Source organism: Bacillus sp. NEAU-Y102 (genome assembly GCF_054788175.1).
Genome location: NZ_JBTWFK010000001.1, coordinates 403,001 through 417,383, shown reverse-complemented (window position 1 = coordinate 417,383; position 14,383 = coordinate 403,001). Strand labels below are relative to the sequence as shown.

Below are 14,383 nucleotides of genomic sequence, written 5' to 3'. Positions count from 1 at the left end.
CCGTATAAAGGTGCTCTAGTGATGGAATCAATTTTGTAAAGAACCATTTATTCAATAAAGAAGGACTTATGAGTTATTATATGAACGGTTTATTAATTAAGTGTGTATCAATTAGATGGGAATTTTATTTCTCTACACCTATTTTAATTTACTAGAAAAATCATGTTAAAAGTAAGAAGAAAAGTATTAAGTTAATGTTATTTTATTTAAAATATAATCCCAATCGGAATCATCACCTTCCCATCTATCCTGATAACGTGGGAGTTCAATTGAACAAACCCTCGATATTCCCCAATTTTGTTCAACGATATTAGATATATCCTCCTTAAAATTGACAATAAGAATATTAAAATCTTTATTTGTAATTTCGGATAATACGTTTTTTAATTCAACCGCTTCATCTCGATTTCCCCAAATCCTAATGAATAAAATTGATTCACTACTATTTATTTTTTCAAGGAATCGATTAATTCTAGTGTCTAATTTAACTTTAAAAGAAGGATAGGTTGATTTCCAATCCTTTTCTGAGTCAATAGGAAAGTCATGCATTGAAAAACAATTATAATAAGTGTCCTTTATACAATAGGTAATTCGTTCTGCCCATTTAGTTTGATTATCAAATTCTGATTCAATAAGACCGTAACTTTCTGAACCTTCTATGACCATATTTTCCAACTTCATAAATTTTTCAAATCGATTTTGAAGTAATCCGTTTACATCTGAAAGTGATGGATAATAAAACCAATCTAAAGGTCCAGAAAATGTTCTTAAATGGTGCCTTTTGATTTGGTTAGTGACTTGACACAAGCCTCCTAAACTTACAATTACGCCATAGGATTTTTGTATATCATCTAGGTTCATCCTCATCATCCTTTTTAAAAGTAATTTAAATTATCTATTCAGTATATGATGCAATAACATATTGATGTGGACATATATATCAAAGTACATAGAGCTAAGACATTGGTATAAATTTGAAAAGTCAAAATCCCTAAGTTAAGGGATTATATCTTTAATGTTATATCATTGAGTTGCTATTGGGATGAAAGCTGGTAGGGATTATACTCTCCAGTAACTTAAATTAGAAACCAGTTCTTGATTACTACAGTAAAATTGTTGTGCCTTTAAAAGAATCCTTAGATAAAAAAGAAAAATCTATTGGTTAGCATTTAACCAGTAGATTTTTCTTTGAGTTATTATCTTTTACATAATAATTATAGAAGATGGAAAATTCCACTTAGAAATAATTTTAAGCAGAAGAATAGACTAGTCTAATTTCTAATGGTTCCAGTATCTTTTATTTTGACGTGTGTCTTTACATTTATTTTAGCCTCTGCTAACGCTTGCAACCAATTTCCTTTTACTTTTTTCCACTCTTTATATTGAAATGCTCTAGCATATTGGGATAATCCGATTGGATCAATTTTATTTTGCTGTATTTCATATAACATATTTTGTAAATTATTATTAATTTCTTTTTGAATAGCACTTTTTAAATTATTTATATTTTTTTTATTATCATAGTGCCCTTTAATTGAATTCGGATTGGTTTTTTCTATTAAAGCTACATTAGCGTAAATATCGAGATTAAATACAAACTTTCCGTTTTGAAAATTAACAACTACCTTCCTTGTCGCGTTCTGTACGAATATAGAAGTGTTTGTTTTTTTGTTGGACTTTTTAGGAGGAAGCGCAAGGTGTAGTATCATTCGCCCGCTACTTTTTTGCTTATTTATAAGATTGAAAAATTTAACATCTTTTTTAGGGATATGAGTTAAATATTTCCCTTTTCGATTTAAAAATGCAATTCCTACTGTATCGATTTCATTCTTTGTTTTTTTGATAATTGGAACAGTTTGCGTCATTCCTTCTTCATTTTGTTCTCTCATTAATTGTTGAATTGTAGAAGAGACGGATTGGTTATTTTGAATTGACGATTCGATTACACCATTTATATAAGATGAAAGTGATGGTTTACTAGGCTTATGAATTGTAAAAATTTGTTCTGCAGGTCCATCTACAAGTACTACTTTAGCATTAATGGTAGCGTAAGGGTCACGGTAAGAAGAATCAAGCTCCTGCAACCAATTTGCTTCTTGCGCTAATTTTTTTCCAATTAAAATGATTTCAGCTTTGGAAGCTGTCATAAAGCCCGTTAACTTCGTATCTATCTTACTGAATCCAGTATATACAGTTGATGCTTGTGTCCAATGTTCTATAGTACTTTTTTGCTGTTTATGATGAAAGAGTGGTATGCTTGTTCCAACTTTTATGTCTCCATTAGGGGTTCTATCCAAGCCAATTAACAGGATTAATGAAACCTTCTCAAGAGGAATTCTCTGACTACAACCAATTATATATACACAACAAATTACAATCCATATCCATTTTCGAATCAAAGTTGTTTCCTCCTAGTAATCCAAGTAAAAAGAATACTGTAAGCGAAAAATAAGATTGGTAATAGAATAAAGAAAACGACATTTAAGATATCCATAAGAGAATATATAAACAAATATTGATCCACATCGGGATTTAGGAAAATAAATAGGCCAACTATAAATAACATAAAAGCAAGCAGCGCCCAATTGCGGGCGTTTTTTTGAAGTGAAATGGCCACAGATTCAAAACTGAAAAATAAATACGGATATATCGTAGTGGAAAATACAATTAAATAGTAAGCGATATATATAATTTCTAATCGTTCCATGAAAGAAAAACGAACCCCTTTTAACAGATGAAATACTGGCCAGATTACGTCTTTTATCCCCTCTGGACTAAAATATATATAAGAAAGAATAGTAACATATAGATAGAAAAACATGGTTCCAGTATTCGCTATTAGTAGTCCTTTTATGGCTTTTTGTTTTTTTTGTAAGAATGGATATATATAATATGCAATTTCTAGGCCAGCATAAGGAGTAATGGTTTCTTTTGTTGCCTTTACAATAGGGTATAATCCTTCTTTAAATATAGGTAGTAGGTGTAAAGGATTGTAGTTAGTCTTTAGTGAAAAAAGAAGAAATAGTGGCATCCAAGTAGTGAAGAAGAAAACAAGCATAGAATAACTAGTAAGAGCCCTTAACCCACTCAGGGTTAAAATAATAAAAGGTAATAGTAATAATATGGTGATTTGATAAGCAGGAGTGGAAGGGAATATCCACACTTTTACAATATCGGTTGCCTTTAATAAAGTATTAAATCCAGCAAAAAATAGATAAAAGGCATATGCAAGAAAAAGAATTGTCCCTATCCATTTACCAAAGTATGTTTTTAAGATTTGTGAGAAATTTTTGTTAGGATTTTTTTGTAACATTAATATAATAAATACCCCGATTATAGAAGTAACTATCCATCCGAGAATGATCGAAATCCAGCCATCTGTGCCAGCATTAGTAGCAAGGGGGCTTGGCATAATTAACATACCAGATGCAAGTTGAAGCGAATGAATGAAAATAATAAATTCGAATAAAGTTACTTTTTGGAACTTAAGATTTCCCATGTTAACCACCTTCTTTTTTCTTTCTTTGTTTCGGCTGTCCTGTACTCGAGCGGGTGGTAATCATCGAAATAGGAAATCTTACAAAAGAATCTTTTAACTCTTGGAGACGAAATGGTGCGATTGGCATTCCATATGGTGAACCATAGGAAGTTAGTGAAACAAAATGAGCAAATAAAAGCATTAATCCACTAACAATACCTACAATCCCATAAAAGTAAGCCAATAACATCATTGGAAAACGGATAAGGCGTATAGAACTTGATAAATCATAATTAGAAACAATAAATGAAGCAATGGCTGTAATAGATACGATAATAACCATAACGTTACTAACAAGACCAGCTTGAACAGCCGCCTGTCCAATTACAATCCCTCCAACGATTCCAATAGTTTGTCCAATTGGTTGTGGTAAGCGAATGCCAGCTTCACGTAGCATTTCTAGTGTAATTTCCATTATAAAAGCTTCCAATAAGGGGGAGAAAGGGACTTTGACTCTTGATGTTGCAATAGAAGTGTATAAGTCTATAGGAATAATTTCAAAGTGAAAAGAGACTATAGCAATATAAAATGCGGGTAAAAAAATAGCTATAATAAATCCTGCAAATCGTAATAAGCGAAAAAATGATGCGATGAGCCAATGAATATTATAGTCATCTGGGGTTTGAAAAAATCCAATCAAATTCATAGGAACAACCATTGCACCAGGTGATCTATCCATTAACACTGCTACTTTCCCATCAAGTATATGATTTGAAATGGCGTCTGGGCGTTCGCTTAAATAAGCCTGTGGAAAAGGAGTCCAATTTTGATCTTTTGTATAATTAGATAGCTCTCCAATACTTAATACCGCATCTGTTTTGATTTTACAGATTCTAGTTTCTATTTCTTGGACTACATCTGCGTTTGCTACATCACCTAAGTAAATTAAATAGACTATAGAAGTGGCTCGTTCTCCAATCGTCAGCTTTTTGATCTTTAACTCTGTAGAAGGAATATATCGACGAATAAGACCTATATTTTTTGTGGCATTTTCAATAAATCCATCATGGGATCCTTTAATAGTAACTTCTGAAATTGGCTCTTGAATCGCCCTTTCTGCCCAGCCTTTTGTGTTTATTAGAAGTGACCGCTTTTCTCCCTCCATAAACAGTACACATTGCCCCTCAAGTAACCCTTCTTTAATTTCATTCCATGTATATACTATTTTGGTATGAGTAGCAATAATATTAGAATTAAATATTTGACTGTCTTCATTTACTTCTTGTAATAATGGTGTAACAACATTGGTTTTTAATGCAACACCATCTGTAAGGCCTTCAAAATAATATAGTAAAATATTCGTGTTTGTTTTTAATTGCAAAGGATGTTCAATTAAATCTGCACTAATATCAAAGATATTATCTAGTGTATTTTTAAGTTGTTTTAAGTTACTTGTTTGGATCTTTTCAATGGTTTTATCTGTCGTAGTTTCTAAGGTCTCTTCATTTAAGGACAAAATTGACACCTCTTTAATATATAACGATTAGTTGTATTTATTATTTTTATATGATTGAATTTTATTCACTAATTTAAACTAATTGGAGATAAGAATTAATAAATTTGATGTGCTATATTATTAATTCAATAATTGAGAGCAAAAAGCAGATGTAATTTGTGTGGAAATTTAAGTATTAAGATAGAATTGAAATTTGAATGATTATAATAAAAAGAACCCTTGATAGGTTCTTTTTTAGTTGGTAAATATGTTGTCAACAATAGATGGCGATAAAGGTAGTAATTTAGATGTCTTTATGTTAATCAGCTAAATTTTGTAGGAAGAATTCATTTTTCATTTATTTGGGTGTTCTAGTGTATTTGAATTTTGCGCACTAACAAATTTTGTTTAGGGACAAAATGCATTTTCTTAATTATCAGAAAAAATAGCGCAACAAAATTCCTATTAATTATTTTGGTAGGTATCAAATATTTCTTTGGCCTTATTTTCTTGATATTACCGTACGTTTATATGTTTCTAAGGGAAAGAAATACTTTCATGTTACCATCTATTGTTTGATTAAGATGGTAACATGAAAGTGAAACGTTTACAACCAGAAAATAAAGAAAAAATATTAAAATGCGACTTTTTTCGACAATTATTCTATGTTTATATTTAATTTTATTATAGGAAAAGGCGGAGGGAAGCGGACCTTTTCCTATAAACTGTTTTGTTGGAATTAGAAATAACTAAAAAAGTAATAATAGCTTAAAATTAAAATGAAATTCAATGATAAAGTTATTATTGAATTTTTGAACCTCAGGTGTCTTGAAAGTATGGTCAAATTTTAATCCACTTTGCATTTCTTCCTTTTGTAACTAGCTTAATATGGCCAAACAGTTGCAAGGAATTTAAAGCCTTACTGATTGTACTCTCTGCAATGTCTGGATAAGTGTTACGAATACTTTCTTTAGTAAAGGGTTGTTTTTGTTTAAGTATAAAATCCTGAATTCTCTCAACTTTAGTATGTTTACATATAGAATCTAGAACTGTGTTATGAAGATCTTTGTAAGCCTCTAATATAATGGTTAAAAACGTTTTTAACCAAAAGCTATTATTATGTTCCTCGCAGTACCAATTCACCGAAGATTTATAAATCGAATTGTAATAATCAGATTCATGTTTCTTAATATATTTATCCAAACATACATATTTTACAAATGTATGTCCACTCTTAATTAACAGCAATTGCATTAACATAAATGCCAACCTGTTATTACCTTGATTGAAAGGGACTATGCAATAAAAATTTAATATAAAACGAGCTATTAATAAAAGTGAATGAAGCCCCTTACTAGTATTTAATGAGTTGTATTGATCACATAATTGCTCCATAAACTGTGGAATAAGTTCATGTGGAAGAATGCGGTAACTATTCAAGTGCATTCCATGTTCTGGAATTCCTGGAATAATAAAAGGTTTTTCACGCCATTTGGCACTGTCAGAGGTAATGTAATGTATTAGTTGAAAATGTAATTCCTGTATAGTTGCTGGATTGATTAATAAAGTACAGGAGTTTTTATGTACAAAAGAAAGTGTTTGATAATAGCAAAAAATAGCATCTTCCGAAATATTTTGAGGTACGATATCATCTAAAATAAGTTCTTTTAATCTTTTATTAGGAACTTTTATATCCTCGTAAATAGTTGTGAAATTTTTTATGTAATGTAGTGGTATAGTTTTTTCTAAGCTATTAAATATGTCCTTGTTTTGTTCCTGATAAGCAGCTAATTTTCCTTTGAATTCGCTAATTTCACTTATTAAATTTATTAACCTCCTTTTCAATTCAATATTTTTATACTTATCATCAAAAAAGTCTCTCATTTTTGTTCCCCCTGTAACCCCTTAACACGTTGTTGCATATATCTTTCCATTCTAAAGGTATTCCACGACATCATTGTAAAATAACGACATTTTCGTTCTGATTTTAAATATATATCAGAATCTATATTTTTATTTAACAATTAAAACATGGAGATTATAAAGAAGAATCGTTAGGATTCAATTTTAATAGGCATAATCCTAACATCAAATGTACAAATGTACAATAAAAAAATAAAAAATATAAAACTATCGACTCTTTTGAAAGATTATTTAAAAGGGTTTTAAGAAATTGTAGGTATAGAGTGCTTTAGTTTAGCAGTAAATATTGAAGTGGTAATAAAGTTTTCATAGGTAATCATAAAGTAGATAAACTATTAATTTGTGACAATTATGTGTCTAATCTATTATATACTTTTATGAGAATTCTAAAATTAAATCCTAAAGAGCTGAATTTTCTATATTTATCATAAAGATCAGAAGAGGTGTGTTGATGAAATGTATCATTTTATATAAAAATATGTAACGTTTAATACTCGTATTGTAAAATATTTTGACATACGTTAATTTAAATATTAGGTACAGGAACATTTAATAAAAACTCAGTACTAAAATACCCTTTAAACGTTTCACCCTAAAATCGTTCTCAAGCACACTGAAGTTCATCCTTTGTTTCTGTGCCTTATTAGCTAAAAATAACATAATAAATTGTTAAAATGTGATAATTAAAAATGGGATTTTAAATCTTTTCTCTTTTCTTAAACGTTAACAATCTCTTGATAATCTGTTTAAAGTAAGGAAATACAGGATAGAAAATAGCTATTAATAAAGAAAATACAGTTAAGCTAGATACCTTAAGCTATTTTATGAGTAATTAAGCGTTAGTTTGAATTAGTAGGGGTATTATATGTGTTTTAACCTCAAGTGTATATGTTTAAGGTTAAAGGATTTGTGAGTGGTATAAAAGCAAAAAAGTCTGGAAGAAACGGATATAATCGGTTTCTTCCAGACTTTTTTGCTTTTTGTAATATAAAAAATTTATTTTTCCTATATGAGGAATTTTTTTGTTTTAATATTTGAATTTTTTGTGAAATTAAACGGAGTTTTTATTCTTCTTTTAATACATAATGTTACAAAATTGCGTAATTGTATTTACTTTATTTTTATAGGAGATTAAAAATAATAATAAATGTACCAATTTATGAGAGATATTAATATATTAATTGATGATTTGTTCGTTTATCCTTATATTGCTATTATATTAGCGAAAGCAATATATTGGGGGGACAAAAATGAAATTGAAATTAACATCTAAATTGGAAAGATTAAGAACAAGTAAAAAGGGGATTGGTGCTTGTGTTTTGGCTGCAGGCATGACGGCAATCACAATGGCTCCTCAAAGTGCGTATGCACATGGGTTTGTTGAAAAGCCGAGTAGTCGTGCTGCTTTATGTAGTCAGAATTATGGGGTATTAAATTTAAATTGTGGAAATGTAATGTACGAACCTCAAAGTCTAGAAGCACCTAAAGGATTTCCAGATAGTGGACCGATTGATGGGAAAATCGCTTCGGCAGGAGGGTTGTTTGGAGGTATTCTTGACCAACAAACATCAAATCGTTGGTTCAAAAACACAATTAAAGGTGGAGTAAATACATTTACATGGAAATATACAGCAGCACATTCTACAAGTAAATGGCATTATTACATTACAAAAAAGGGATGGGATCCTAACAAACCATTAACACGTGCTGAATTAGAACCAATTGGAACTGTGAAACATGACGGTTCGGCTGCATCAAATAATTTAACACATACAATTAATGTACCAACTGATCGTAATGGTTATCATGTTATTTTAGCTGTATGGGATGTAGCAGATACGTCAAATGCTTTTTATAATGTAGTTGATGTAAATTTAGTAAATAATGAAACTCCTGATACAGTAGCTCCAAGTCAACCAACTGAATTAAATGCCTCTAAAGTTTCTGCCAATAGTGTTGAAATAACATGGAAGGCTTCCACTGATAATATAGGTGTAAAAGAATATCAAGTGTTACGTAATGGAGAAGTAATTGATACGGTACCAGGTACAACTTTTATTGATAAAAAATTAAAAGCAGATACGGAATATACTTATACAATAAAGGCATTAGACTCTGCTGGAAACATATCAAAAGAAAGTGAAAAACTGAAGGTTAAGACAACACATACAATCCCCGATATGGAGGCTCCAACTCAACCAAAAGGATTACATAGTATGGGTACAACATCGACAACTGTTGATTTAATGTGGAGTCCGTCAGAAGATAATGTAGGTGTTGACCATTATATTGTATATAGAGAAAGCGCTGGGGTTATGAATAAAATTGGAACAGCGGCTAATACATCCTTTATGGATAAAGATTTGAAGGCTAATACATCGTATAATTATGTAGTGACGGCGGTTGATTTAGCTGGAAATGAATCTAGTAGAAGTGATGTTTTGAATGTAACAACAAAGTCAGAGAATTCCGCATATGAAAAATGGGATGCAAGAAAAGCATATACTAAAGGTGATAGAGTAGTACATGAGGGGAAAGTGTACGAAGCGGTTCAAAATCATCAAGGAAATGGCGACTCAAATTGGATTTTTGCTTTATCGCTTTGGAAGCCAGTTTTGAATAAATGATAAGCTGAAAAAGATAGTTTACAATTTTGGATTGCTCTTTAAAAATTAAGGGCTGTTCCAAATATAATTATCTAATGGATTAAATGATATGTTAATAAAGTGAAACTGTAATCAGTGGAGGTTTTGTTCATCCCCCACTGATTATCAGCCCTCACCAATCGGGCTTTTACGGGCGCCCGTTAACGCGGGATAAAATTTAATCGCTATCCTAATGTTTACGAAATGAAATTAAAAAAAGAATCCCAATGGAATTCCATTGGGATTCTTTTTTTCTAATTTGTAATAGCGTAAATTTTCACTGTGAATTTGCTAGTGGCACCAATTGGACTTGCAATATAATATTTAGTATTTGTGCAAGCTTCAGTCGTAGATTCATGTGAAATATTTTTCCAACGAGTGGAATCTATTCCCAGGGAAACATCAATCATTACATTGAAAGAAATAGTAGAAGGATAATCTTTTTCTGAAGGCTCAATAACCCATTTTAATTCTTTTGTACCTACAGGTAAACTATCAATTTTAAAGTTTTGGCTGGATCGATTTTGTTGCCCTGATAAAGGACTAGATTCAGATGCTATTTGCGAAATTAATATTTCTTTTTCATTTGAATGTATACCATTTAATTTAATGATACTATCAATTAAACCTGGACCAGGAAAATCAGCTGCGATGATACCAGAATGTTTAATTGCGCCTTGTTGTAAGAGTTCGGTCCCAAGTATATTCATCCCCCCATAGTATACTTGTCCGTTTCTATCGCGAGGGAAATCACTCCACGCATTAGTGGAATTCGTTTGAATCAATTTAGGACTACTGTCAGTATTTCTGCCTTCTTTTCCGCTTGCAACAAACCAAGGATATACATTATTTAAAAATGCGGCTGCGCCCCCCGTACCACTAAAATGGTTGAGGTAAATTTTTCCATTATTAAAGTTAGTATTTGTATTTTGTAGATGGTTTTTTATCGCAATCCATTTTGTGTATATTTCGTTTGGTCCGCTTCCAATTTCAAATTTATCTTGTATATTCAAACCTTCGTAATCAATTCCGTACAATTGAGTGGATGTAAAGTTTTGTAAGATTACAATTTTCCCGCGGGTATCTCCTAAAGTAGGATTATTTCTATCTGAAGTTTGTACGGAATTAGGATCCCAAAAATATGAAGCATTAACGTTTTTGTATTTTAAAAATATCTCCTCAAATGATAGAGATCCATTTTCAGGAGTAGTTTCTTCTTTTAAGCGCATTAATATTGTTTCTGTTGGATGAGCTTTTAAAAATTGAATGGTCTCTTTCAATACATCTTCAAACACAGCTTTTTGATTTACAACACCATGATACATTGCAAAAGAATCTTTTACACGTTTAACACGCATATCTACATATCGAATTCCGGAATTTAATTGTTGGGATAAACTCATAGTTTGATTTCTTGTCAAATTTTCATCAATAAAACTTGCTCCATGTAAAGCCATTGTACCGTGAGTCCCTGGAATAGATATTTCACTTATTTTTGTTGAATCTTCTATTTTCGCCATCCACGATGGATTTTGATACCCTATATTGGATTCATAGGAGTAACCTGGATGACTATTAGCTAAAATAGTAGATGGTGTACTTAAACTTGCTAGTGTAATACAAGTAAGGATACTAATTTTAAAGAAATTTCTCATTTTTATTTTGTTCATTTTTTCTCTCCTGACCTTTAAACAATTGTTAGATGATTTTTTACTATATTTATTGTTTTTCATTCTTAAGATAATAAATTTTTGTATTTGAAAATAATTAACAATAGGGGGAGTAAGTTATTTGAGACTTTAATAATTTGTTATTATAAATTGTCTCTAATAGCCAAATGGATTATTGAAAAATCGAAGTATAGCCTCCCAAAAAAACAACTGTTTATTGCATTGAATACAAACAAAACAGAAGTCCTAAAAAAGACTTCCATTTTGTGACATATAATGAATAATAAGGTGGTAAACAAATCAAGATAATGTGATTGAGTGGTAAAAATTTATTAATAGCTGTTTTAGAATCTCTTATAACAAGGCTGATTACAAAAAGCGGATCTCTACACTGCTAATAAAAATTGAAAAATTCTACTCATTAAAACTTAGACTAACTACAGTTGCAATTGATTGGGCTGCATGTTCCCAGCTTCCATCTATAACTTTACCAATTTGCTGACCAAGTGTATTTAAATCATTTGGATTAACTGGAATTCCATTATACGCAGCAAGAATTGATAAAAGTGGAGCGGCAAATGGTGTCCAACCACCTCTATCAATATTAAATACAGGTTTATCTAGTACCTTTCCATCTTGTACTGTAAACTCATAATAAAATTGATCATCTGGACGAAAACTTAAATGATGAGAAATTTGCCCCTTAACATATTTTTTTCCTGCACCTAGGTTTACTACTTCTATTTCTTTTACATTAAATTCATGTTCAAATACTTTAATTTTTTTGACTTCTGGACCATTTAAGGCAGCTTGAACGGCTGTTTCCAAATTATTTTGTGCCAAAGGTTGAATACTCGATTGTGCCTCTTTGTGTTGAATAGGAGCCTCTTTTTCTGCAGCAAACACCGAGGTAGTAGGTAGTGCACCTGTAGCTAACGTAGCGGCAAGTGCTGTTGTCATAATGATTTTTCTTTTCATCTTCATAGTTTTTCTTCCTCTCTTAAAGTTATGATATATAATCTTTTAAAGACTGACACGGTGCAATTTTTTTCATAATGCACGTAAAAAATTAGTTTAAGAATTATGTGAAATCTTGTCAGAAAATTAAAGTTAATTATATATGTATTTAAGATGATATCTATCTACACATATTTTTTCAATTTTTAGATAAATGAAATAGTAATGACTTCTTAAGAATTAATTTAGCACCTTGTTTATCTAGAAAAGTCCTATAAACACATTTAATTCATAGTAAAAGTAATATATTTGATATTAAATGTCTTGCATAATGCGATAAAAGTTCACAATTTTTTTATCATTATATACAGAAAAAGGTAACGAAACTTAAGCGATATGTAATACTTGTCATAGTTGTGAATTATGTAAATCTATTTAGTGTAACAGCTAAGATGTTAGATCTTGTTTTTCTTAAAAACATTACTTATTCGGATTCATGAAAAGGATTTTAATGGATTAGTTTGATTTGATATAAAAAGAGGACGCATTTTTATTTGCGTCCTCTTTTTATGATAATTTATTTTACAAGTTAAGAAGAATCTTTGATCATCTAAATAAATTCTATCACCCTATTAGGAGATGCTAGTAGAACAATATGGACTTTTATTTAGTTCATTTTCTAACAGTTCGTTTAATTCAATACTATAGGCAAGCATAGTACTTAGTTCAGAACCTTCTTCTATTGTTTTATTGATAATACTCTTTCTTGGTACTATTCTAAGTATTTTTCAGCTAGGTAAGAGGGGTATGATGAAATAGGAGGGCCCATCTTAAAGTAGGATAAATTGGTCTTTGAAATCGGTATACAGTTCTTTAATAAATATAGTTTTTGCAATATATCTTTATCTATGGGATGAAGCATATAATCTGTCATGATGAAATAATTGTGATGGTAGATAAATACTTTTCCTTCTGGTAAAACCGCGTGACGAGATAAATTTGGATAAATAGGTGGTCCATCTGAAAATTGATTTAAACTACGTTGTGAAACTTTAATAATTTCTTGAACTGAAAATTTAAATTTGCGAAATGCAATGGTGTCAATAAATGGACGTTTTTGATTATTTTCTATATAAAATAACTCTCCTTTTTCACTTTGCACAACCCGTAGATTTGGAATTGACTCTGTAAGGGTTATGGGGGGCCCTTCTGTATATTTGTAGATAAATGGATCGGGAATTAAGACAATTTCATTTTGATTATATTTGAAGTAAGAAAGCATATCTTTCGAAATAAGCCTGCGTTTAAAGTTATCAATTAAAAATACTTTACCTTGTGAATTACTAAATAAAATACCATTTAAATCTTTTGAAGGGAGGTTAGCATATAGGTTTTGGAAAGAGAATGGTGTTTTAAAAGTAATATCGAGCACTTTGTTAATGGGATAAAAAGGTTGAAATGTATTTAGGCGTTTCCAAAACATTGCATCTCCAGCAAACCAATATAAAGGATTTGTATCCCAATATCCACAGTACTTTTCATAGACTTTTAATAATATTCTTCTAGTATGCATAATTGAACAATGATCTACAACATTAGCAGCTGTATATAAAATTTCCGAAGCTTCTCTCACAAATTCATTTGTAGGTTGTAGGTTATAATCAACATATTTTACGTATTGGGAAGAGTAGACTACATCAATTTCAGGATGTTTTTCTAAGAAAGACAACATTTCAGCTAATCTGTTTGGAAGGTATATAGTATCATCTGTTAAATAGCAAATATAATCCCCACAAGTTAATGGTAGTGCCTCATTGATAAGTGTTGCATATCTTGTAGTTTTATATCGTTCATCATCTTGTATAAAACTATTCGTATAAGTAATTCGAGGATCCTCTAGATAATTTTTTATGACATTTATAGTTTCTGGACAGGAGTTATCATCCATAATAAAAAGTTCCCATTCTTTATAAGTTTGCATTAGAACACTTTCAATAACTTGATTAATTAATGATGGCTTATTATAACTAGTAAGGATAATTGATATTTGGGGTTGCAAAGTCTTCACCTCTATTGAGAATATTGAATGTGTTTTTCTAGTGAAATCTAATAATTAAAGCTTTATCGACACTTTCTTTTTTATACTTAAATAATTTATGACTTTTTCATAGATATGGTATGGACTATAGTGGAGAAAAAAGAGACATGGGTGAAT

9 protein-coding genes are annotated in these 14,383 nt (G+C 30.5%); 1 reads left to right on the top strand and 8 read right to left on the bottom strand.

The window, feature by feature from the left end:
* Nucleotides 1-186: 186 nt before the first annotated feature.
* From ACYFX0_RS02065 to ACYFX0_RS02045, 5 genes are all read right to left on the bottom strand, one after another.
* Nucleotides 187-861, bottom strand: a complete 675-nt coding sequence (locus tag ACYFX0_RS02065; protein ID WP_199669937.1) for a papain-like cysteine peptidase — start codon at nt 859-861, stop codon at nt 187-189.
* A 410-nt stretch (nt 862-1,271) separates the two neighbouring features.
* Entirely contained in the window at nt 1,272-2,399 is a 1,128-nt protein-coding gene (locus tag ACYFX0_RS02060) for a Ger(x)C family spore germination protein (protein WP_000619984.1), read from the bottom strand.
* Nucleotides 2,396-3,499, bottom strand: coding sequence for a GerAB/ArcD/ProY family transporter (locus tag ACYFX0_RS02055; protein ID WP_000527367.1), 1,104 nt, complete (start codon nt 3,497-3,499; stop codon nt 2,396-2,398). The genes ACYFX0_RS02060 and ACYFX0_RS02055 overlap by 4 nt, the downstream gene beginning before the upstream one ends.
* A 1-nt stretch (nt 3,500) precedes the next feature.
* Entirely contained in the window at nt 3,501-4,994 is a 1,494-nt protein-coding gene (locus ACYFX0_RS02050) for a spore germination protein (RefSeq protein ID WP_016077405.1), read from the bottom strand.
* A gap of 819 nt (nt 4,995-5,813) precedes the next feature.
* The gene (locus ACYFX0_RS02045; RefSeq protein WP_001204206.1) at nt 5,814-6,857 is read right to left on the bottom strand and encodes a Fic family protein; all 1,044 of its coding nucleotides are present in this window, start codon (nt 6,855-6,857) and stop codon (nt 5,814-5,816) included.
* Nucleotides 6,858-8,146: 1,289 nt separating this feature from the next.
* Between ACYFX0_RS02045 and ACYFX0_RS02040 the strand changes: the two genes are divergently transcribed.
* Nucleotides 8,147-9,523 carry a lytic polysaccharide monooxygenase gene (locus ACYFX0_RS02040; RefSeq protein ID WP_000769024.1) on the top strand — a complete coding sequence of 459 codons (1,377 nt, stop codon included), beginning with the start codon at nt 8,147-8,149 and terminating at the stop codon, nt 9,521-9,523.
* Nucleotides 9,524-9,795: 272 nt separating this feature from the next.
* Here the strand turns inward: ACYFX0_RS02040 and ACYFX0_RS02035 are convergent, their stop codons facing one another.
* The 3 genes from ACYFX0_RS02035 to ACYFX0_RS02025 form a co-directional block, all read right to left on the bottom strand.
* Nucleotides 9,796-11,211 carry a phosphatidylinositol-specific phospholipase C gene (locus ACYFX0_RS02035; RefSeq protein WP_106081746.1) on the bottom strand — a complete coding sequence of 472 codons (1,416 nt, stop codon included), beginning with the start codon at nt 11,209-11,211 and terminating at the stop codon, nt 9,796-9,798.
* Nucleotides 11,212-11,625: 414 nt separating this feature from the next.
* Complete coding sequence (locus tag ACYFX0_RS02030) at nt 11,626-12,195, bottom strand: hypothetical protein (RefSeq protein WP_000782791.1); 570 nt, start codon at nt 12,193-12,195, stop codon at nt 11,626-11,628.
* A 745-nt stretch (nt 12,196-12,940) separates the two neighbouring features.
* On the bottom strand, nt 12,941-14,227 hold the full coding sequence (locus tag ACYFX0_RS02025; protein WP_086397764.1) for a glycosyltransferase family 2 protein: 1,287 nt from the start codon (nt 14,225-14,227) through the stop codon (nt 12,941-12,943).
* Nucleotides 14,228-14,383 lie beyond the last annotated feature (156 nt).

Excerpts from the sequence above, each read along its gene's own strand:
- ACYFX0_RS02065 (WP_199669937.1), bottom strand. The coding sequence starts at position 861 with ATGAACCTAGATGATATACAAAAATCCTATGGCGTAATTGTAAGTTTA.
- ACYFX0_RS02045 (WP_001204206.1), bottom strand. The coding sequence starts at position 6,857 with ATGAGAGACTTTTTTGATGATAAGTATAAAAATATTGAATTGAAAAGG.
- ACYFX0_RS02040 (WP_000769024.1), top strand. The coding sequence starts at position 8,147 with ATGAAATTGAAATTAACATCTAAATTGGAAAGATTAAGAACAAGTAAA.
- ACYFX0_RS02055 (WP_000527367.1), bottom strand. The coding sequence starts at position 3,499 with ATGGGAAATCTTAAGTTCCAAAAAGTAACTTTATTCGAATTTATTATT.
- ACYFX0_RS02035 (WP_106081746.1), bottom strand. The coding sequence starts at position 11,211 with ATGAACAAAATAAAAATGAGAAATTTCTTTAAAATTAGTATCCTTACT.
- ACYFX0_RS02030 (WP_000782791.1), bottom strand. The coding sequence starts at position 12,195 with ATGAAGATGAAAAGAAAAATCATTATGACAACAGCACTTGCCGCTACG.